Annotated in this window: 25 protein-coding genes; 21 read left to right on the forward strand and 4 right to left on the reverse strand. The window is 30.9% G+C overall.

The genetic code is table 11. The annotated features are described in order from the left end of the window. The first annotated feature begins 140 nt into the window (after positions 1-140). The 17 genes from DG508_RS19955 to DG508_RS20030 all read left to right on the forward strand — a co-directional run bounded on the left by DG508_RS19955 (position 141) and on the right by DG508_RS20030 (position 9,940). A complete protein-coding gene (locus DG508_RS19955) occupies positions 141-707 on the forward strand; it encodes a hypothetical protein (protein ID WP_159090944.1) in 567 nt (188 codons plus the stop codon). A 29-nt stretch (positions 708-736) separates the two neighbouring features. Continuing rightward, positions 737-1,123: a hypothetical protein gene (locus DG508_RS19960; RefSeq protein WP_108870031.1), complete on the forward strand. Its 387-nt coding sequence runs from the start codon at positions 737-739 to the stop codon at positions 1,121-1,123. 56 nt (positions 1,124-1,179) lie between these two features. Continuing rightward, positions 1,180-1,659, forward strand: coding sequence for a hypothetical protein (locus DG508_RS19965; RefSeq protein ID WP_108870033.1), 480 nt, complete (start codon positions 1,180-1,182; stop codon positions 1,657-1,659). Positions 1,660-2,400: 741 nt separating this feature from the next. After that, positions 2,401-3,684, forward strand: a complete 1,284-nt coding sequence (locus DG508_RS19970) for a PA3715 family protein (protein ID WP_108870035.1) — start codon at positions 2,401-2,403, stop codon at positions 3,682-3,684. An 11-nt stretch (positions 3,685-3,695) separates the two neighbouring features. Beyond that, positions 3,696-4,430 (forward strand): hypothetical protein, encoded by a 735-nt coding sequence (locus DG508_RS19975; protein ID WP_108870037.1) that lies wholly within the window; start codon positions 3,696-3,698, stop codon positions 4,428-4,430. Between the two features lie 84 nt (positions 4,431-4,514). Continuing rightward, complete coding sequence (locus DG508_RS21130; RefSeq protein WP_159090945.1) at positions 4,515-4,685, forward strand: DUF7677 family protein; 171 nt, start codon at positions 4,515-4,517, stop codon at positions 4,683-4,685. After that, positions 4,675-4,866: a hypothetical protein gene (locus DG508_RS19980; protein WP_108870039.1), complete on the forward strand. Its 192-nt coding sequence runs from the start codon at positions 4,675-4,677 to the stop codon at positions 4,864-4,866. The genes DG508_RS21130 and DG508_RS19980 overlap by 11 nt, the downstream gene beginning before the upstream one ends. Positions 4,867-4,962: 96 nt before the next feature. Beyond that, positions 4,963-5,202, forward strand: coding sequence for a hypothetical protein (locus tag DG508_RS19985; RefSeq protein ID WP_108870041.1), 240 nt, complete (start codon positions 4,963-4,965; stop codon positions 5,200-5,202). A 17-nt stretch (positions 5,203-5,219) separates the two neighbouring features. Then, positions 5,220-5,720, forward strand: coding sequence for a hypothetical protein (locus DG508_RS19990; RefSeq protein WP_108870043.1), 501 nt, complete (start codon positions 5,220-5,222; stop codon positions 5,718-5,720). 118 nt (positions 5,721-5,838) lie between these two features. Further along, on the forward strand, positions 5,839-6,120 hold the full coding sequence (locus DG508_RS19995) for a hypothetical protein (RefSeq protein ID WP_108870045.1): 282 nt from the start codon (positions 5,839-5,841) through the stop codon (positions 6,118-6,120). After that, positions 6,086-6,397, forward strand: a complete 312-nt coding sequence (locus DG508_RS20000; protein WP_108870047.1) for a hypothetical protein — start codon at positions 6,086-6,088, stop codon at positions 6,395-6,397. Before DG508_RS19995 ends, DG508_RS20000 begins: the two co-directional genes overlap by 35 nt. A gap of 4 nt (positions 6,398-6,401) precedes the next feature. Beyond that, positions 6,402-6,707: a hypothetical protein gene (locus tag DG508_RS20005; protein WP_108870049.1), complete on the forward strand. Its 306-nt coding sequence runs from the start codon at positions 6,402-6,404 to the stop codon at positions 6,705-6,707. A gap of 9 nt (positions 6,708-6,716) precedes the next feature. Continuing rightward, positions 6,717-7,223, forward strand: coding sequence for a DUF6678 family protein (locus tag DG508_RS20010; RefSeq protein WP_108870051.1), 507 nt, complete (start codon positions 6,717-6,719; stop codon positions 7,221-7,223). 45 nt (positions 7,224-7,268) lie between these two features. After that, positions 7,269-7,967, forward strand: a complete 699-nt coding sequence (locus DG508_RS20015) for a DUF6304 family protein (protein ID WP_108870053.1) — start codon at positions 7,269-7,271, stop codon at positions 7,965-7,967. A 3-nt stretch (positions 7,968-7,970) separates the two neighbouring features. After that, positions 7,971-8,957: a hypothetical protein gene (locus DG508_RS20020; protein ID WP_108870055.1), complete on the forward strand. Its 987-nt coding sequence runs from the start codon at positions 7,971-7,973 to the stop codon at positions 8,955-8,957. A gap of 19 nt (positions 8,958-8,976) precedes the next feature. Further along, entirely contained in the window at positions 8,977-9,258 is a 282-nt protein-coding gene (locus DG508_RS20025) for a hypothetical protein (protein WP_108870057.1), read from the forward strand. A 4-nt stretch (positions 9,259-9,262) separates the two neighbouring features. Then, positions 9,263-9,940, forward strand: coding sequence for a hypothetical protein (locus tag DG508_RS20030; RefSeq protein ID WP_108870059.1), 678 nt, complete (start codon positions 9,263-9,265; stop codon positions 9,938-9,940). Between the two features lie 53 nt (positions 9,941-9,993). Here the strand turns inward: DG508_RS20030 and DG508_RS20035 are convergent, their stop codons facing one another. After that, entirely contained in the window at positions 9,994-12,081 is a 2,088-nt protein-coding gene (locus DG508_RS20035; protein WP_108870061.1) for a thioredoxin domain-containing protein, read from the reverse strand. A 254-nt stretch (positions 12,082-12,335) separates the two neighbouring features. Between DG508_RS20035 and DG508_RS20040 the strand changes: the two genes are divergently transcribed. From DG508_RS20040 to DG508_RS20055, 4 genes are all read left to right on the forward strand, one after another. Beyond that, positions 12,336-15,659 carry a VCBS repeat-containing protein gene (locus DG508_RS20040; RefSeq protein ID WP_108870063.1) on the forward strand — a complete coding sequence of 1,108 codons (3,324 nt, stop codon included), beginning with the start codon at positions 12,336-12,338 and terminating at the stop codon, positions 15,657-15,659. A gap of 51 nt (positions 15,660-15,710) precedes the next feature. Further along, on the forward strand, positions 15,711-16,184 hold the full coding sequence (locus DG508_RS20045) for a hypothetical protein (protein ID WP_108870074.1): 474 nt from the start codon (positions 15,711-15,713) through the stop codon (positions 16,182-16,184). Between the two features lie 123 nt (positions 16,185-16,307). Further along, positions 16,308-16,760: a carboxymuconolactone decarboxylase family protein gene (locus DG508_RS20050; protein WP_103865987.1), complete on the forward strand. Its 453-nt coding sequence runs from the start codon at positions 16,308-16,310 to the stop codon at positions 16,758-16,760. 122 nt (positions 16,761-16,882) lie between these two features. Continuing rightward, positions 16,883-17,167, forward strand: coding sequence for a YciI family protein (locus DG508_RS20055; RefSeq protein WP_103865986.1), 285 nt, complete (start codon positions 16,883-16,885; stop codon positions 17,165-17,167). Between the two features lie 137 nt (positions 17,168-17,304). Here DG508_RS20055 and DG508_RS20060 read toward each other — a convergent pair whose 3' ends face one another. The 3 genes from DG508_RS20060 to DG508_RS20070 are packed head-to-tail and all read right to left on the reverse strand — an operon-like array spanning position 17,305 to position 22,438. Next, the gene (locus DG508_RS20060; protein ID WP_108870076.1) at positions 17,305-19,233 is read right to left on the reverse strand and encodes an Ig-like domain-containing protein; all 1,929 of its coding nucleotides are present in this window, start codon (positions 19,231-19,233) and stop codon (positions 17,305-17,307) included. A 50-nt stretch (positions 19,234-19,283) separates the two neighbouring features. Further along, positions 19,284-21,578 carry a family 20 glycosylhydrolase gene (locus DG508_RS20065; protein ID WP_108870078.1) on the reverse strand — a complete coding sequence of 765 codons (2,295 nt, stop codon included), beginning with the start codon at positions 21,576-21,578 and terminating at the stop codon, positions 19,284-19,286. Then, positions 21,578-22,438 (reverse strand): BadF/BadG/BcrA/BcrD ATPase family protein, encoded by an 861-nt coding sequence (locus DG508_RS20070; protein ID WP_108870080.1) that lies wholly within the window; start codon positions 22,436-22,438, stop codon positions 21,578-21,580. Before DG508_RS20070 ends, DG508_RS20065 begins: the two co-directional genes overlap by 1 nt. Positions 22,439-22,553: the final 115 nt, after the last annotated feature.

A 22,553-nucleotide genomic window follows, 5' to 3' on the forward strand; every position in this document is an offset into this window, starting at 1 on the left:
TAATCAAATATCTCATTTATTTGTTCTACTACCTCAGAAATAGATTCTCTATTTTCTAATACATCCTTACACACTACTTTTATTGGTATATAAATAAAATCATTATAAATATTATGATGATAAACCAAAAACAAATTAAAATGAAAGTATTAAAATTTACAGCACTAGTAGGAGTAATAATTACACTACTATCTTGTGGAGGAGGAACTAGTAAACAATCAGCCAATGCAGAAGGATTTGCAGTATTAGAGAAGGAAATAAAAAGCAAATTTGGGGATGAAGCTTATTTTACAGATTTATCAATTGCATACAATAAATCTATTGGCAATATTATTGGAGTAACTGTTACAGAAGATCCAGAGTCTTTAAAAATGGGGCAATGGAATTTATCCCAAGATAACTGGACACAAAATTCAGAAATATCTTTAGAAGTTCCAGAAGGAACAAAAGCTGTAGACTTTATGTTTCAGTTAAACGAAAAAATTACTCTCTCAAAATTAGGAGAATTAGTTGAGAGTTCTTGCAAACAATTAAAAGAAGAAAAAAATATAGAAAATCCAATTTTGAGTATGGCACAGATAAAATTTCCAAAAAATGGAGATATAACCAAAACTGAATATATTGTAATAATAATACCAGAAAATGGAGGAACTAATTTTATCTTTAGTTATGAGCTAAACGGAGATTTTATTGGATTGAATTACTAATCTTTCTTACTATCAAATTTATTATACAGATGGAAAAAATAATTACAGTTAATGATCAGTACAATTCATTAGATACACTTCATGGTTTTTTGAAAACAGCATCTTCTTTTGAATGTTCTAAAAAGTATGATATCTGGGAAGTTAGAAAAGATCATAACGGACAAATAGCGGAATGTGTAATTCTTAAAAAAAGCGCCATGCATGGAGTTAAACTATATTTTATAGACGATAATATGGTGAAAATGAATCATGTTATACCAAGTTCGATTATGAATGTTTATTTTGGTAAAAGTGTAAAGATACGAAGAGGGATTATTGAATTAATTGCTGGAAAAATAAAAGACGTGTTATTAGAACCTGCTCAGAAAAAAGCGTTTCAAGAGTTGGAAACGGTGGTGAATAAAGTAGCAGTATAATATAATAAACTTCAATAGTGGAAGAGAATAGTAAAAGGTTTCATATATAGTAAACTATGAAAAGGCTTTTAATAATTGTAATAGCAATAAGCTTGATAAGTTGTGGAAATGGTTATTTTTTTGAGACAGAAGCAATATATCAAGCAAGCATTTCAAACCTTAAAGTTAATATCACCGCAACAGGACATGTCTTAGATGGTGATGATCTTACTGATGGATTGGCAACAGGTATGATTACAAGTGTGAAGTTTTCAGATACTATTTATTTTAAGGCAAATTCGATTAAGTTTATATCACTTAGCTGCAAGAAAAATAAAATCACTACTCCAATAAGCTTTACAACTTCATTAGAGTATTGTCTTAATAAAATTGGATATTTAAGCTATAACAGACAAGAATTAATAGAGCTTGGAGAAATTATTAAATCAACAGCTTATGGTCCAAAAGGAACTTATATTGATGGGCAAACCGATTTAGTTAAGATACTAAGTGTAAATTTTGAAACACATAGAGGATATCAAAAAAAGGAAGAGTAAACTATTGTAATTCGTCGCGAATTTTGAAACTAAACCTATAAAAAAATGTCAATTTGAGCGTTTTTTTATAATAAACTACCTCTAGGAAAGCGCATGAAGTTTTTGTTTGAAAGGAACCTTTAATTTCGAAGCAAGCTTCAGAGTATTAAAATCTCTTTAGTAAGTAAAACGAAGAAAAACTGTATCGAGAATAGCTTTTTGATCTTATATTTAATGATTAATTTAGTACTAAACCCTATTCTCGATACACTTCTTCTTAAGGGCGAAGTATTTGAATTGACGAATTTGGGATTCAAAAACGTCAAAACGCAGAGTAAGTTATTATATATAATCTAAAAATATATGAATATCTTAAAACAAATTCTAACCTATATAATTTGGATACTATCGGCGCTGTTACTAGGTATCTGTTATATGTCGATTCTCTTAGGACCCCATAAAGAATCTTCAACACGAGTATTACATCTGTCTGATGTACTTTATGACTTAGCCCTGTTTTATGTAGGTTTGATAATCGGGAGTATTATAGCAGTGTTGTATATATTTATTGACATTTTTTACCTGAAAAAAAAAACTGAAAAACAGCTTAAAGTCAACAACTGTTCGTTTTATTGTTCTTCTTGCTATTACTATAGTTGTAGGAATAATACATTATACATTAGAAAAGATTATAGACATCATTTAAAAGTAATAGAATTGAAGAAATTTTAAACCACTTCACTATATAGCAAACTTAAAAAAATGAAAATAAAATATCTTTTATACGTACTTATACTGCTAATCTCTTGTACTCAAAACACAAAAGAAAAAAAAGAACCTGTAGTGAAGGTAGAAGACGCTATTAGAAAATCAATAGATGCGCAAAAAAAGAGTGATGCTGTAAGTTTTGATGAAATCAGTACTGACATTATAAAAACACCTCGAATAGATATTACAAAATTTGATAATGTTATAGAACAACTCAATATAGAAAAAACAAAGATTAATACTGATTTATTGGTCACCAAAATAATGTCTGATAATCCTGATGAAACCATTATGGTTATTCCAGAATATGCTAATAAAGACATCGATCTTTTTGAACTTAATAGTTACATTGTAATCGTAAATAGTAATACAGGAAAAATAACACATAAATACTTTGAAAGCTATAAAACAAATGGTTGGATATCAGATGCAATTCGCCTAGATGAAATAAAAATTGATACTGCGTCATATTTTGTAGATAACCATACAAGAGCTTTTGGTATACGTGTGCATTATTTTGGCTCTTCTAGAGCCAATCCTTATTACAATCAAACTCTTTCTTTGTTTATAAAAGAAGGCGACACTTTAAAAAAAGTACTACATAATTTTAGTGTTGAAGAAAATACAGGTGAATATGATGGAGCTTGTTCAGGTCAATTTCTAGCCGAAGCTAAAATACTGATCATGGCAAAAGAAAAAACCAATGGATACTTTGATATTGTAGTAAAAAATAAAATTACTAAAACAAAAAAATATCAAGACGAAAATGGTGATTGTGATAGCAAAGAAAAAATTATTACCAAAACTTCGGTATTAAAATTTAATAGTAAAGAGTATAAAAAAAATACCTGTACATTTTCATCATTAGATGTTTATATAAATGATGCAGACCCAAATGGAACAAATATTAGAGGAGAACCTAATGGAAAAATAATTCTGAACCTTAATAATCAAAGTGAATATTTTATTTTAACAATCACTGAAGCTAATAATGGATGGTTCAAAGTTTTAAATATTAAAGATTTAGAATACAAGAAGATAAAAATTCCAGGTGACACAGGTTGGGTTCACAATTCTGTTATTGAAGCATCAACAAGTAAAAAAGTAACGCTGGTCGACACCATAGAAAGCAATACGACAACAGGAGTAATAGATGTAGAAACTCAAGTTCGCATAAAAGACAAATGTGCTGATTGGGTAAAGATAGAATATAAAGATTTAAACGGATGGATTGAGTCAAAATGGCTATGTGGAAATCCAGTTACAACCTGTCCTTAAATAAAAAACGTATGAAAATTAAAGTATTTTTTTTAAGTATAGGGAGTATGTTTTTAACCCTGTCAGTGTGTGCTCAAAACAGCACTTTAAAAACGCAATTACAACTATTACAAAAACCACCAACATATAAGTTCGTTTTAGATAGTACAGGTTTTTCAAAAATTAAAGACGCTACATTCTTTACGATTAATGGTGATACAGATGTGTTTAATATCAATAGTGAAAACATACATTTGGTAGACTTTACTAATGATGGCCAAAAAGATATCATCTATCAAGATACTCGACGTTATCAAGCAACCGTATTACTAGCAAAAAAGGGCAATGATTTTTTTGAAATTTGGAGTGGGCCAGGAGCATTAGTAGATATACAACAAGGAGAACAAAAGACTATCTATGTTTTAAGCAGTCCTATCGGTTGTTTTAATATTATTTTGTTGTCAGAGCTTATTATGAAAAGCGATAATACCTTTATTACAGAGAATACAATAACCCTTCACCCAGATGTAAAACTGAATAAACTTGAAAAAATATTTAAGCAGGAAATACTGTCAGGAATACTAAGAACGCAACCTATAATAAATGATGAGAAGAAGAAAGATCCTTGTACTGGAGATTTCATAACAGGAAATCAGATAAGAACTATAAAAAATAAAGAAGTGATGGTGATAAAAAAGCAGAAGGAGTGGTTGTTGGTAGCTTTACAAGAAAAGGATACTAGTATAATAGGTTGGATAAAAAAATAAAAAAGATAGTGTAACGTCCGTTTTTGCAGAACTTACAAGATGTAATAGATTTTCTAATACATAAAGCGGGTTAAATATAAATATATGAAATTGAGTAATTCATTTAGTGGAGCATTAAGAACATTCGCTTATTTTATGGCTAGCGGTACGCACTACCAGTTAGAAGGAGTGAAGTACCTAGATCTGTACGGAAAAGAACCTAGCGCCATAGAAAAAACATTTCAGACAGGAAAGCAATTTGAAAATGAAGAATAAGATAAAATCACTTTTGTTATTTACCGTTTTATGTAGCATTTGTTTTAATGCTTGCAAAGACAAACCTGTAGAGGTTGAAAAAAGTGAAAAAAAGACAAATCAAGAATTAGAGAAAAAAAACGCTATTCCAAGTGAGTTTAGTAGTGCGTTAAGGCCCAATGAAAAAATTAAACACAGATAACATAAAATTAATTAGTAAACACAAAAATACGAACTCTTAGAATCAGGATTAAAAATTTATGGATTTGGAAAAATATATAGAGATACAGTAAACTATTTGAAATTTAATGATGATTATGATGAGTTTCTCATTTTTGTAGAAACAAATAATGATACCATCACATTGATTTATAATAATGAGAAACAAAACAAATACAATAAAGGAGATAAAATCACTATAAATTGGAAAATAGACAGTATACGATATGCAGGTGATAGTGAGTTTTTAGGCTTTAAAGAATTTTTAATTTCATCAAAAAAAATAGAAAATAGCACATCGTCTAAACTCTATCAATAACCCTCAAAAGAAGAAAATTGAAAACACGCATAGAAATCGATGTGCTTGAATTTTTTAAAACAGGAAAATTTGATAACTTAAAATTAGGACAAACCAAAGAATGGATTCTAAATAATTTTCCACATCCAGATAATTATGGAGATGATTTTTTAAGTGAAAAAGTTAATATTTGGACCTATGGAGGGATTGAATTACATTTTGAAAAAGGAAAACTCTATTTAATATATTCTGATTATTGGTATGAAGGGAAACTAGATAGTGGTTATCAATTAAAACTAAATAAATGGATTTTTGAAGATATAAGTAAACTAAACCTGTTGTATGTTTTAACTAAATTAAATGAACACGATATAGATTACAAGAAAAAAGCTGACAACTTAGGGGTTTTACTTAGACTAAAAAGCGGAGTTGAATTGACTTTTGAAAATATAAATGATATTGAAGGGTTAAAATCAAATGACTTTCATATTACATCATTTGCACTGGTAGCAGAAAACCCATACCGATGGAAAGAGTAAAGTTTTTATAAAAAAGTGATTAAAAGTGTCTAAATTGTATGTAGATTTTAATGAAAACATAGAAAAATTTGGGAAGCTACATATAAATAAAAAGAATAGTTACTAAAATAAGTATCAGATGAAATATATACACTACATAGTAATCATACTAGTGGGAGGATTTACCACTTTGTGTAGTTGGATTTATATCAAAAGAGCAAACTTTGACTACAACACTCAAGGTAAATTTTTATCCCCCGAAGATGGAGTTGTTTATAATGAACAAGCAAAAGAAATATATGGGTTTCTAGCTCTTTTTGGCCTGATTTTGATGGGAATAATTGTTAATAGATTGATAAAAAAAGCAAAAAAAAAAGAAAAAAAAAATGCAAATAAAACAAGCCCGAGAATTGATACATAAAGAATTTATTTCTGATAATGGTTTGGATGTGCTCTTTAGAATGAGTGCAGATGTAGAAGCAGAAAGAATTGCAAAATTTATAAAGGCTTTAAAATGTCTAGAACAACATTATCAGCATAAAGATGTTATAGAAAAAGAATTGATCTATCAACTTTTTAGTATGCATCAAACTCTACAAGCAAGTATGGGGCATTGGAAAGTGAGTAACCCAGAAGGTTTAAATAAGCGTACTTGTTTTCAAATTTTTGATAGTATAAAAAGTATTTTTACAAGTTAAATTTATGGCACTAGATTTTCATAGACTCGACAATAATGAGTACTTATTCGGACTCGATGACCACATTTATACACATCTCGAAGTAATATTTACAGAATATAAACACCAAACAGGGATTTTTGTAGATCCATATGGAGATACTGAATTAACAGTAGACAAGCAAAAAATAATTCTAAAAATTATTGATACTTACATTAATACAACAGATTTGAATGTAAATAAGGAAAAAACGATTGAGATCATGTGGTTTAGAGCATTAATTAGCTATTTCTCTGATAAAGAAATTATCATTAAAATATTAGGAGATTAAATTGATTTTATGACAAACAAAGAAAAATATAATCTCTATAAATCGACAAATGCAAAGGCCATGACAAGGTATGAACAATATAAATATTTTACTGAAAATGATAAAGATATTGTAAAGTTGAAACAGGAAATAGAAGAAATTGTAGTACGCAAAAACCTGTCATCGATAATGAATGATACCAAATGGCTCGAATTACAAAAAAGAATTGAAACCCTACCTTTTCCTCCAGCATACAATGAAAAATTGATGCATTGGGAGAAAAGAGAATTTATTTTTAATAATTTAAAAAATGAACCAGGGTATTTAGGGGATTGGTCAAATTACTGGGAAGAAGGCTTTCCTATTTTTTTTACTATCGAATGGCTAGAAATTAGGCCTAAACACAGAAAAAATCAAGGCCGTTTAGTACCACCAAAAATAGTAGATGAAACAGAAGAATTGATTCAATTATTAAACAATTTAAATATCCCTTTTGAGCAAAACAAAGGTTCTATAATTATATATGGCTATAAGTAAAAATAAGTGCAGTCATGAATTAAATACTGTTGAAAGAAAAGGACTATGCGAGAATATTTAGCAACATATCAAGACAAAAGAGGAGCAGAAACTATCTATATAAAATCAGATGGGAGTGATATGTTTTTTACTTTACGAGGTATTGACTTTGAAGGTCATGATTTTGAGATATTAACTGCTACTGAAATTGATGAAACAAAATTTGATTATGAACTATTTGCAGATGGTTCAGGTGATTTAACCAACTTTAGGCTTACAATTCAAATTCCTATACTACTTTTTAATGCAGTTACTAAGAATACATTTACAGAAACCTTAATCGCTTATATTGAAGTAGGAGAAACCACAACAATAGAAGAAGTAGATAGTGAAATAAACAGTTTGCTAATAACCACATCTTTTGGTGAATTTGGAGTTAAAAACAAGTTAGAATGGATGGAAGACGCTTTAATTGCTTTGCAAAAACAATTACCTGAAAACATCTATCTAAAAACCTGTTTAAGTTGTAAGTACAGTAATTACAGCCCGTATGGCAATGGAATGTTTGGAAATATATATTGTTTTAAAAATTTCAAAAAAGAATTAAAGCGAGTAAACGATAAACATGATCTGTTAGATATATGGACTAAAGAAGCTATGGACGAAGGAAATATATTTTCGGTTCAAGAAACCTTTGATTGCCCAGAGCACCATATACCTAATAATGGTGATTGGTATTATAAAAGTTGGACAAAAACTATTTAAAATATGAATAACTTAGAAATTGTAAAAAGAAGTGAGTTTTATATCATGCTCAATACAATTTTAAGAGAACAGCTACCCAAAATAAAACAACGTATTACTCCGATATACAGTCAAATTTTAAAAGATAGAAAATTTCAGCACCCATTACCTATTATTTATCAATTTGAATATACCACTTGGGGAGGGAATTCGCAATGGCGATTAGAATTAGACTTTGATGATTACCAATGGTCAAACAAAACAGTAAAACCACATTTTTTAATAGCCTTTGTTAATATAGAAATAGCCAAAGATGAAGTTCATTTTAAATACCAATTTGGTAATTCGTTTAATGATGCATTACAACCAATACAACCTGAAAAAATAAAAATAGACCTACTAAACGATGCTGCCTTTGTAGCAGAAAAAATAAAAGAAGTAAACCACTTTTTAGATAATCTAGCTAAGCGTTTTATCCAGGAAATAGAAAAAATAAATTTTAACGAATTAGAATTTCTAGAAGATGATGTAAGAATGAATAAAAAGATACAAGAGAAATGGAAAGAAGGTGCAGTCATCGGGTATGACTGTATTACATATGGAGACGGTAGTGTAATTATGGGCGATACATACTGCGTAAAAGATAGTGAAACAAAAGAAGTAAAAAGGTATTGGTTTCCACTATGTGATACTACACTTACAGGTATTGAAAGGCATAACGAAGATATTTGGACAGAGGTAGATATTTTTCACGGAGCGTTTGAGTATGAAAATCAAAAATTTGTATTTGGAGATGGAGCAATGGGGAATGAAGGTTATATTGCCTCTATAGCATTAAACGGAGAATTAAATTGGGTCATCTTTTTTACATTTTCAAACCCTATCAATAAAGCAGAAGTAAAAAACGAACACCTAATTTGCTATGGAGATACAGGAGCAATTATTGATATTGATCTAAACAATATTACTAAGATAGAAATAGTAGAACAAAACGATTGGACTAATCAGTAAGTCCTATAGACTATTCAATATGGAAGACTTATTTCTAGATTTAAAAAACAGATATGGGCAAGCAAAAATTGACTTAATCGGTTCAGAAACGATAGAAGTTTATTTTAGTAAAGCTAAAGAATCCGTAATAATTCAAAGAAGTATAACCTCAAATCATTTTATGGTTTCCTACCCCAAATTAACACTTGTTCATACTAAGAAAAAGGATGAGTATGTAACACACCATAATATAGTATTAGAAGGCCTTCTTTGGATTTTAAAAAAAGTAAATCAAGAAGGGAAAGTAGTCCCTGAAAATTAAAGGAATGAATTACAATTTAATAGCTGTTTTACAACAATTATCCACCACATTTTTTAAAGAAATAGAGGGTAATTTTACAATCCAAGAATTGTGGGAATGGATGCTTTTTGATCAAGAGAATAGTCTTCTAAATGATACCTTGCAAATTCATCAAGCATCTGGTGTGCCTACCAAAGGCAGAAATATTGAATTGGATAAAAATACAAGTATTGCAGGTGATTATTATTGCTTTACATATATAGATCATCAACCATCTTATCACCTGCAAAAAGTAAAATCCCCTGATGATTTAGCAAATTTACTACTCTCAAAAAGTGGCATAACCAATATGTTTACAACAGTAATAACCCCTATTGTTAAAGGAAAAATATTACAGATTACCAAAAAAGAAAATCTAACACAAATGGAATCAGAGTTAATCAACGAAATACAACAACTTATAAATTGTTTTGATGATTCAAATTTTGATAAACTTGCAAAAAAAGGACATTCTTGTTTAGTAAAATATAAGAAATTCGGGCTATCTCAACAAGACACGTATGATACAGTACATTTTATCGCAAAAGTATACCAAACATTGGACTTAGAGGCTAAAAGTGATTTAGTACATGAATTTTTAGATTATATAAGTGGGTATATAGGAGATAAAAAACGTTGGATTTGGAGTAATCAATTATTATAAATTTAGAAAAACTATAGGTGTTCTATTTTCAAAAAGTTCATAAAGAATCTCGATTACAACTGTTTTAGCGCCATATCTATACTTTGCACAGGAAGTTTACATGCACCTTCTTGACAGACATAAATAAACGTTTCATTTTCTACATATTTATTTTTAAAAATAGGCAATGTACTTTCTACAGTACTACCCACCACAATAGTATTAGGAAGATAGAGTGAACTAAAAACTTTGGCAATAGAATCAGCTTTTGGCCCTACAATCACAATCTCATAAAAAGGATAAATTGTATTGAGTTGCAAAGCACTCCACTTTGAAAAATCTTTGGCATTATCATTTACATATGCATTCATAGCAGATAACATCTGATCAGATTTTTTTGTGAAATCAGTATTGTAATTTAAAATCCCTAGTTTTTTTAGATTATGAGCCATAACAGCATTAGGTGATGGTATAACACCGTCATCAACTTTGATAAGAGGAGAGATCAATTTGCTTTCTCTTGTATAAGTATACATGGGGGTAACCTTATCTGTAAAATGTGCTGTAACAGTTTTATGCAATTCATTTGCTAGATCGAGATATTTGGTATCCAAAGTAGCGCTATATAGATCGATACATGCATCAGTAAGAAATGCATAATCTTCTAAAAAACCTTCTTGTTTCTTATCTCCTTTTTTATAACTGTGTACAAGAAAACTATCTGAGGTATTATTCTCTTTAATAAAACTAGACAATGCAATAGCTTTGTCCAAATATTCCTGATTTTCAAAAGCTTTGTAAGCATCAATAAAACCCTTTATCAATAAGGCGTTCCATGATGTGATAATTTTATCATCAATAGCAGGAGATGTTCTTTCTTGTCTTTTTGTAAGAAGAGTTTTTTGCCAGCTATTTTTTAAAGAAGTAAGCTGTCTTATAGAAATATCATTCTGAATAGCAAAAAGACTATCATTATAAGCTTGAGTAATGATTACTGCTGTATTTGTTGCAGTATCTTCGGGAGTATCAAGCGTGTAATATTTTGTGAAATTTGAATATTCATTTTTTAAAATGTGTTGCAAATCCTTTTTGTTCCATTGGTAGTATCCACCTTCTGTACCCTGACTATCGGCATCGATAGCAGCATAATACCCTCCAGCTTGGCTTTTCATTTCACGTTCCAAAAAAGTAATGGTTTGCATCACTACTCTTTTGTATAATGGGTTTTTATAAATAGTATAAGCCTTGGCATATAAACTTATTAATTGCGCATTGGTATAGAGCATTTTTTCAAAATGAGGAACTTTCCAATGTGGATCAGTACTGTATCTAAAAAAACCTCCCCCAATATGATCATAGATTCCTCCAGAAATTATGTTGTCTAGCGTATTTATAACATGCTTTTTGGTTTCTTGGTCATTAGTTAATTGAGCATAATCAATTAAGAAATCAAGACTTTGTGGTCTGATAAACTTTTGATTTTCGATATTCCCTCCTGAGATAGTATCCCATTTTTTTTGCCATTTTTTGACACTAAGACTCAATGTGTCTTTAGAGAATTTCGTTATTTTTTCTTGAGGTTCAATAAGGTTGGTTGCTCGAATTCCTGCAGCGATCGAATTAGCGTATTTATTAAGTTTTTCTGGATCTTTTTTATATAACTCATTAAGTTTGGCTAGTACCTCTGTCCATTGTTCTTTGGTATGATACGTTCCTCCGTATACAGGTTTACCATTAGGAAGAATGATAACATTAAGAGGCCACCCACCATTACCCTGCATTAGTTGTACCGCGGTCATATATAACTGATCCAAATCTGGTCGCTCTTCTCTATCAACTTTGATATTTACAAAGTTAGCATTCATCGATTTGGCAACACCTTCATCAGTAAATGTTTCTTTTTCCATTACATGACACCAATGGCAAGAAGAATATCCAATACTTACAACCACTAATTTATTACTTTGTTCAGCTTCTTTGAGAGCCTCGTCACTCCAAGCTCTCCAATCAACAGGGTTATGAGCATGTTGTAGTAGATAAGGACTGGTCTCATCAATTAGTTCGTTTGTGAATTTATATGCGTCATGTTGAGGTTGATTGTTCTTACATCCTAATGTACATACTAGTAAGAATAAGGAAAAAGCAAGTTTTGTAATTCGCAAATCTGTAAGTGTTTATTTATAAAAAATCTAATGTCTACGACCAAAATACAATATTCTATAAAATATCTCTCTTTATGTAAGTAGAGAATTATCATATTGAGATAATACGTAATTTTACTTTGCTTACATTTGTTTATAGGCAGATGTTGTTTGTCTATAAAAATAAGTTGTTTGGGAGATAAGTTTATAATCAAATAAAATGTTTCCTATTTTCAGTATTTCCAGAGGGGAGTCGTAAATTATCTAAAAAAACCATGCATAAAATATCATACTTACTAGTATTTGTTCTAGTGTTTTCTGCCTGTTCAAAAAAACAGAATTCAAAAAAAACAGTCACCAAAAAAGAAGATAAAGAAGTAGTAGAGAACCCTATTTTTGAAACAATTCCTGAAACACAAAGTACTATTGGTTTCAAAAATAAAATAGAAGAAACACTGTATTTTAATTTTCTAAATTATTCATATATCTATAATGGAGGAGGCGTATCTGTAGGAGATATTAATAATGATGGTTTTGAAGATATATATTTTAGTTCAAATCAAGGTAGTAATAAACTGTATTTGAATAAAGGAGATTTTATATTTGAGGACATTACAGAAGCAGCAGGAGTTACAGATCATGAAGGTTGGTCTACAGGAGTTTCTATGGTAGATATTAATGCAGATGGTTGGTTGGATATCTATGTGTGTAAAGCAGGAGCATTAAAAAACCCTATAAAAAGAAAGAATAAATTATATATCAATCAGAAAGATGGTTCTTTTAAAGAGCAAGCTGATCAATATGGAGTAGCTTCTAGTGCTTTTTCTACTCAGGCATACTACTTTGATTTTGATAAAGACGGTGATATAGATATCTATTTATTGAACCATAGACCAGATTTTAATAATAATGTAACCATAGATCCCAGAATTCAACAAGATTATCGTCCAGAAAGTACAGATCAGCTATTTGAGAATATCAACGGAAAATTTAAAGACATAACTCAAAAATCGGGATTATTGAATAAAGCATGGGGTTTGAGTGCCTCTATAGGAGATTTTAATGATGATAATTGGCCAGATATTTATGTAGCAAATGATTTTTTAGAATCAGATTTTCTATATATAAATAACCACAATGGTACATTTACCAATACAATACTCAATACATTTGACCATATAGCAGCCAATAGTATGGGATCTGATTTTGCAGATATAAATAATGACCTGAAACCTGATTTGGTAGTGTTGGATATGGTAGCGGCAGATCATAAAAGAAGCAAAGAAAACATGGCAACGATGAGTACCGAAAATTTTAATGAGCTAGTGAGATCAGGCTATCATCATCAATATATGTCTAATATGCTACAAGTCAATCTAGGTAATGGAGTATTTAGTGAGATTGGGCAACTATCAGGAATAGCAAAAACAGATTGGAGCTGGGCACCTGTATTAGCAGATTTTAATAACGATGGGTTTAATGACCTTTTTGTTACCAATGGGATACACCATGATTTATCTAATCAGGATTTTAGAAATAGAATGAAAACGAACATTCTGAATAGAAAAAAAGTTACGCTAGAAGAAGCTATAGGAATGATGCCTTCTACCAAGATAAGTAATAAAATGTTTATTAATAATGGAGATTTAACTTTTGTAGAAGCGGATCAAAAATGGGGATTAGATAAAAAAGTAAACTCAAACGGAGTGGCCTATGCAGATCTTGATAATGATGGGGATCTTGATCTAGTTCTTAATAATCAAATGCAAATAGCAAGTGTTTATAAAAATAACCAAAAGAAGAACTATATTTCTATAACTCTTTTAGGGAGTAATAAAAATCCAAATAGTATAGGAGCAAAAATTAATGTCTATACAAAAGAACAACAACAATCAAAGGAATATTATCCTGTAAGAGGATTTCAATCCTCTGTTACTCAACGATTACATTTTGGAGTAGGAGATATAACTACAATTGATAGCATATTGATAAAATGGCCAGAAGGTACTTATAGTGCTTTCAAAAATGTAGAAGCTAATCAGATGCTTACCATAGATCAGAAAAAATCAACAATAACAAAAGCTATTTCTAAAAGCAAAGAAACTAAAGAAGTAATTCTGGACGCTACTCAATTTGGAATAACTTATAAAAATAAAGAACGTAATTTTAATGATTATGAACTCCAATTGTTATTACCACAAAAGCAAAGTGAAAAAGGAAAAGCCCTTGCTGTTGCAGATGTAAATAATGACGGTAAGGACGATTTCTTTGTAGGAAATGCCAAAGGAGCATCAGCCTCATTATATCTACAAAAAAAGGATGGAACATTTAGAGAGTCTAGTAGTTCTGTTTTTCAGAGTGATATAGAGTTTGAAGATAATAAAGCTTTATTTTTTGATATAGATAATGACAACGATCTGGACTTGTATGTTGCTAGTGGAAGTTATGAAGATGCACAAAATAGCAAATGGCTTCAAGATAGAATCTATATCAATGACGGAAAAGGAAATTTTAGAAAAGGAGAGGCGCTTCCAGAGATGAAATCAGTGTCATCCACTATTGCAACATATGACTTTGATAAAGATGGAGATCTAGATCTTTTTGTAGGAGGAGGAGGAGTACCAGGTAAGTATCCGATAGCATCATCTTCGTATATGTTAAGAAATGATAAAGGAACTTTTGTCAACGTAACCCAAGACATAACAAAAGGTTTTGAAAATTTACGTATGGTAAGTGAAGCTATTTTTTCTGACTATGATGGAGATGGAGATAAGGATTTGTTGGTAGTAGGAGAGTGGATGCCAATAACTATTTTTGATAATGAAAAAGGTGTGTTTTCTAAAAAAAGTAACACCATATTAGAGAACTCTTATGGATGGTACTTTACAATAGAGTCTATTGATATTGATAAAGATGGCGACATAGATTATTTGATAGGAAATATAGGAGAAAACACCAAGTACCATCCTAAAAAAGATAAACCATTGCATGTATATGCCAAAGATTTTGATAATAACGGAAGTTTAGATATAATTTTAAGTAAAGAATCTAAAACAGGATTATTACTACCAGTAAGAGGAAAAGAATGTTCTTCTGAGCAGTTACCTATGTTAAAAAACAAATTCAAAACGTATGGGGCGTTTGCCGATGCATCTTTGTCTGATATCTACGGAGATGCAGACCTACAAGAAGCAACTCATTATACCGTAACAAATTTTAGTACCGTATTGCTTGTTAATAATGGAAAAGGAGACTTTGCAATGACTTCGTTACCAGTACAAGCACAGTTTGGTCCAACAACAGATTTTATTATAGAGGATTTTGATGGGGATCAAGTTGATGATATTATGGGATTAGGTTCATTATATGAAGCTGAAGTAGAAACGATACGATATGATGCCAATAAAGGGTACTTCCTTTTTAAGAATCAACAAAAACCGACGAATGAATCATCAAAAGAGAGCATAAGTTTTTCAGTAAAACTACCCACAGGGTTACAAGGGTTACAAATAAAAGTTGCAAGTCCTATTGAGATTAAAGGCAAGAAATATATTCTCATGCAATGTAAAAATGAAGGATTGAAATTATTAGCCATATAGGTTTGAGAAGAATTTCGTAAGATTATTTAGATAAAAACAATAATAGATAAAATGAAAAAAGTATACTTGTTGATGATAGGCATAACAGCTTTTATGTCCTGTACTTCAATAGCCGAAAAAAAAGAAAATTCTTTAGAAAAAACATCACCATTAGTAGGTACATGGAAATTAATTTCTGGTACTACCATAAAAGGTAATGATACTATAACCACTGATTACACAAAAAATCAGGAAATGATCAAAATATTTAATGAATCTCACTTTTCTTTTTTAAGACATGATTTAAATCAAGGTAAAGATTCTACCAATACTATCTATGTAGCTGGGGGAGGTAGGTATACTTATAAAGAAAATGAATATACCGAATATCTTGATTACTTTAATATAAGAGAATGGGAGAATAATCAATTCAGTTTTGAATTTGAAATATCTGGTGATACGCTAATAACTAGAGGTGTAGAGGAGGTCAAAGAGTTAAATGTAAACCATATCAATATAGAAACTCTGATCAGAGTAAAGAAATAATATATATAACCATTTTTTACTAGGAATGGTATGATTGAAGGAGTGTATTTCTTAATCTTGATTAATAAATATAGAATATTATCTGAATAATTTTGTGGTATTAATATATAAAAACACATTATTATGAGTACAAAAAGGATTAATATTTATCAAGTAACCCCAGAATATTACAAACCATTACTAGAATTAGATAAAATGTTAAGAGAAAAATCTCTTACAACCACAGAATTATTATTAATCTATATTCGAGGTTCGCAAATTAATGGTTGCGCATTTTGCATACAATATCATATCAAAGAAGCAATAGAGCTAGGAGAAAAACAATATAGAATTCATGCATTATCAGCGTGGGAAGATGCTCCTTTTTTCACAACAGAAGAGCAACTTATTCTTAAAATGACAGAAGAAGTTACTCTAATTGCAGATGCAGGGCTATCAGATATAACATATAAAAAAGCAATACAAGTATTGGGTGAAACAAAAGTAGTAGATGTACTTATGGCGATTACTTGTATAAATGCATGGAATAGAATGGGTAGAGCTACTTTATTAGTTCCAGATAAATCTCAGGATTAAGAAAGGTTACTTTTTCTTAAACTAATACTACATTTGGAATATATATGCTGTTTTTTGTAAATGAAAAATGAATGTATTATTTTATACAGATTAGTGAAATTATAAAAACTTGAAGAAGTAGTATGTATATTATTAATATAACCTATAAAGTGCCATTAACAAAAATTGATAGTTATCTAAACGATCATATTATTTTTTTAAAAGAACAGTATCATTTAGGTCATTTTTTGGCTTCTGGAAGAAAAGAACCGAGAAATGGAGGCATTATCTTGTCTACTGTAGACAAGAAAGAAGCATTGTTAGATATATTAGAGAAAGACCCATTTAAGATTCATGATCTTGCAGATTACGAATTAATAGAGTTTATTCCAGCAATGACCTCTAAAGAAATGGAATTTTTGTTGTAGCACTAAAGATAGTATGAAAAAATCCTCCTTCACAATTTAATTGTGTCGGAGGATTTAACAATCAAAAACTAATTTTTAATACTATTTTTTGTTTTGAAAAAAGGCTATAGGGGAAGCTTTCAAAACGATATCTTGTGTTAATTACAAGTTCCTATGGTTTTCCACCAATGCTCACCACTACCTGGGGTAATCCATAAAGGACCAGTTTGTGCTTCGTATAGAGTACCTTGGTATACTGCACGATCTCCTTGGTTATAGATAGATGGATATGGAGCCCAATTTGCTACACCAGCACAAGAACCTCCACCACCAGAAGGAGTAATAGTAATTGATACTCCAGTAGAAGTAGTCGTTGCATTTTCATTATCGGTAGCAACTGCGGTTAGATTATAACTCCCCACAGGAGCATTAGCCCAAGAATAACTATAAGGGCTACTTGTATCCTCACCAAGTTTTGTATTACCTTGATAGAATTCAACCTTGCTTACAGAACCGTCAAAATCAGATGCACTTGCTGTAATACTGATTGTTTGTCCTTGGGTTACGCTTTGATTATTTGTAGGAGATGTAATTGATACTATAGGTGCTTGGTTATTACCACCACTAGTAGTCACCGTTACTGATACAACAGCAGATGTAGCTGTAGCAGTAGCATTATCTGTTGCGACAGCGGTTAGGTTGTAACTTCCCACAGGAGCATTAGCCCAAGAATAACTATAAGGGCTAGAGGTATCTTCTCCCAGTTTTGTATTTCCTTGAAAGAATTCAACCTTACTTATAGATCCATCGGTATCAGAAGCATTTGCTGTAATATTGATAGTTTGTCCCTGAGTTACACTCTGATTATTTGTTGGAGACGTTATAGATACAGAAGGAAGTTGATTACCATCGCCTGGATAAGGAGAAAGCGGGTAATTTTCTGCATTAGCAATAGCTTGAGATTGCGATACACCACTTAATATCTGACTAGATATGTATAAATATCCATAAGCAGAAGATGAGGTGTTACCCAATAATAATTGCCATATCATGACACCATGATTAGCAGTATTATTTACAGCAATGTGGGCTGATAAATCAGCTACAGTTTGGTAGGTATATTCATAATATGGCCCCCATGGTTCATTCGGATAATGTACCCCGGCAGCAATAGAAAAACCATATCTATCTGCATAGTATTTGTATGCATCGTACATAATTTTTCTGTTACTAGCAGCCCCTGTATTATATCCTTGATAAGCAATAAGATCTATTTTATCACCAACAGCTTCCATTACAGGGATCATATGTCCTGTAGTAGCAAATCCATATAAACTAATTGCTTGATTAGGAGTAGTCGCATTATACAAATTAGCATCAGATTCTCCTGTAACAGCATTTCTTTTACTGTATGCATAAGGAGAAGCAGGGTCATCATTGTTTTGACCGCCTAAGGCTCCAACTCCAGCAGGGGCACAAGCAATTAGATATTGCCCTTTTGGCATGATTGCTCTTGATTTTGTAAAGAATTCGATAAACCGTTGTACATTAACAGGGTTACCAATTGTAGCAAAGCTACCATTAGGCTCAAAATCCCAGTCAATACCTTCAAATCCCATGTCATCTACCAAATCTTTGATTTGTTGGTAATTAATGTCATAAGCCGCATTAGAACCCCAGTAGGTTTCTCCACCAATAGATAGAATTACTTTGATTCCTTTTGACTTCAATGCAGCAACAGATTCCCTTAGAGTTTCTCCTCCGTAAGGAGTTTGTATTCCTGTACCCGTTATATCCAGAGATCCTTTTTGATATCTAAGATTAGGTCTAGCAAATGCTAAAAAAACATGAGTTACATGGGTAGGGATATCTCTAAGTGTCGACCCCTTTCCTGGTTCTGCCCAACTCTCTGACCAGGAAGGAAAATATCCTAGTACAATAGGTTTGGTTAAAGCGGTTTTGCCGACCGAATTTGATACAGAATCTTGAGGTTCCAGAACTTCGTCCTCAACTAAGTTTTCATTTGTACACGAAAATAAAAATACATGTACAAGCAAAACAATTGTCAACTTTTTAAATAAGTCCATAATGTTTAAATTTAAGAGTTTGTGAATATGGCTGAAGAGAGTACCTCCTTTTAATGAAAAATCATATTTTCATCAACTTCCCGGTAATCTTCTTCAGAAGCTTTTCTATATTTTAGTTCGACAGTATTCCAATCTGTTGCCCAGCCTTTGGCAATGTTATTTAGATATACAATCTTTAGTTTATGTTTTCCTTTTTGTAATGCAATAGAGCTTTCTATAGGATGTTTTTTTAGAGGAGTGTTATAATCAAGTACTAATTGTCCTGCGATCCATACCTGATCTTGTGCACTAGCAAAATAGTATACCCCATCTTCAGGAATATCTATATACCCATCTAGAAAAACAGCTTTGAAATTATCTTTGTTAAGCTCATGACCCCAATCATATGTAGTATTAGCATCTTTGATTTTTGTGATTGCTGATGTACGTATGTTGGTTGTATCTTTTATTTCTGTAATATTTGTAAAATATCCTTTTACCTCCTTCATTAATAATCCCTTTGATTCTTTTGAAAGAATTACAGGAGCTATAGGTTTCTCTTTTACTACTGATATTTTTCTTATAGCACTCATTTTACCATTTTTTAGGATAGAGGCTATTCTAAGGTCTGTATTTTTGGTGAAATTTAATGTGTCTGTATATACATTACTGTTAGCATCAGGATTAGTTCCATCTGTAGTATATACCATTTTTACAGGGTGCGTTGTTGTAAATGATACACCTACACTATCTATAAAAGCAATCTTATTAGATGTTGGTCCTTCTGGTAGAGGTATATGATACTCTATATTGTTATAATCTAATAGGTTGTATACCTCGTGTAATCTATTTAAGAAGTCATCATATTTTTTGTTTTCTTTCTGAGTCCAAGTAGTTTCTGCTATTGCGATGATACGTGGATATAATAGATATTCTATAGTTTCATCTTTATAGGTATACTCGGTCCAGACATTTCCTTGTGCCCCTAGAATATGTTTTTTCTTATCCTCTTCAATTTCTTTAGGTATAGGATCATAGGTGTATACTTTCTCTAATGGAATATATCCTCCAAAAGCTAGTGGCTCTACTTTGAAATCTCCTTGATAGAAATTAAAATAACAAAATTTTGCAGGAGTCATAATAACATCGTGTCCTTTGTTGGCAGCTTTAATACCACCTTCTTCACCTTGCCAGGACATAATATTTGTTGTAGGGGTAATACCCCCCTCTAAAATCTCATCCCATCCAATCATTTTTTTCTGATATTTAGATAAGATTTTTTCTACGCGAGACATAAAATAACTTTGAAGTTCATTCTCATCTTTAAGACCTTCACGTTTTTTTAGATCTTGGCACAAAGGCGAATCTTTCCATTGATCTTTAGGAACTTCATCTCCTCCCATATGATAATATTCATAAGGGAATAATACAGAAAGTTCTTTGACCACATCTTCTATAAAACTATATGTTTCTTCTTTTCCTGCACAAAGGATGCTAGATTCTACACCCCATAAATTTCGTACCTCATAGTTGTCTTTATGACAAGAAAGTTCAGGATATGCAGCTAAAATTGCAATAGCATGACCAGGAGTATCAAATTCAGGAATAACATCTATGAATCGTTCTTTAGCATATTGAACCACTTCTTTGATTTCTTCTTGAGTATAATAACCCTCATGAAACGAACCATCATTATTTTTTCTCTTTGATCCTATCTCAGTAAGTTTAGGGTACTTTTTAATTTCTATTCTCCAACCTTGATCATCGGTCAAATGCCAGTGAAATTTATTGATTTTAAACAAGGCTAATATATCAAGTTGTTTTTTTATAAAATCGATAGAGAAAAAGTGCCTGGAAACATCAAGATGCATACCTCTCCATACAAATCGAGGTTTGTCATTAATTTCTACAGCTTGTATTTTTATAGGGAGAACCATGGTATCACTTTCATATAACGGAAGAAGCTGTAAGAAAGTTTGCAAACCATAAAATAAACCTTTATCGGTCTTAGCTTTTATTTGTATTCCCTGTTCTTCTATAGATAAATGGTATTCTTCATCACCAAAATTTGATGTACCTTCTTTTGTTAATTTGATACTGTTTTTAACGGTGGTATCTGTACTTACAGAAAAAGTGAGATTAGCTACCGTTTTAATTTTTTCGATAAAAAAATTAGCAACCATTTTTGAAGATGCATCACTACATACAAAAACAGTCTCTTTGGTAAGTTCAAAATACCCTTGTTTGGTATTTGTTATTAGTGGCTTGGGAGTGACACTTAAAGATTTATTGATAGGAGAGGAGGTATCAGGGCTTTTACAAGCCATGATCATTAAAAATAGAAATGGTACGATTCTTAAATTCATTATTGACTAATTTTTTGTGTGGTAATATGACTAACTACTTGATCTATTGGTTTTTTTACAAAACTCTTTACTCGATATCCTTGGTTGTCTAGTAATGTTTTTATAATATCTTGTGAATAATAGGCTACAGAGCCTACAAAATGTATGGGGTGTTGAGATAATTCTTTTTTATAATGAAAGAGGTAGGTGTCGATAAAATCAGAAATACCTTGATGTAATACACTTTCTATATAAGTGTTACCTCTATTTCTAAAAATAAACTGAACATAAGAAGCTAAATATTTATTAGGATGATTGGCTGTATATAATTTATCCAAAAGTTGGTCTATTTCTGAAGCATAATCATTTTTAAAGAGTAATGCTATATCAGACGGCATTTTACCTAAGAAATAATCTTTGATTATTTTTTTACCCAAATAGTTGCCACTACCTTCATCAGCAAGAAGATATCCTAATGCAGGAAATTTTTGAATGACTTTTTTTCCATCAAAAAAACAACAGTTTGTTCCTGTTCCTAGTATGCATACAATGCCTGGTTTGGTTGTTGTAGCTTTTACAGCACCTATGATGTCTTCCTCAATTGTTATTGATTTTACATTCTCGAATATAGATCGTAATACTTGATCTATTTTTTTTTGACAATCAATTTGACCACAACCTGCACCATAAAAATGAATCTCACTAATCAATTTGCTTTTTTGAGGTATTACATCAGCATTCTTTATGATATCTATGATAGTGTCATCAGAAAGTAAAAAAGGGTTTATACCTTGAGTTTGGGTTTTATGAATGATTTCACCATTTTCTTTGGTAAGAACCCAGTCACATTTTGTAGAGCCACTATCTGCAAATAATATCATTTTAAATAATTTGTTTTTTTATTGTATTGAAGGAAGGTAAAAAGAAGGCTTTTTTTTAAGAATCCCTTTCTTCGAGTGTTGAAGAAAGGGATTCTCATGCAAAAATTTATCTAAC

This window comes from Aquimarina aquimarini (assembly GCF_900299535.1).
In the GTDB taxonomy this organism is placed as follows: domain Bacteria; phylum Bacteroidota; class Bacteroidia; order Flavobacteriales; family Flavobacteriaceae; genus Aquimarina; species Aquimarina aquimarini.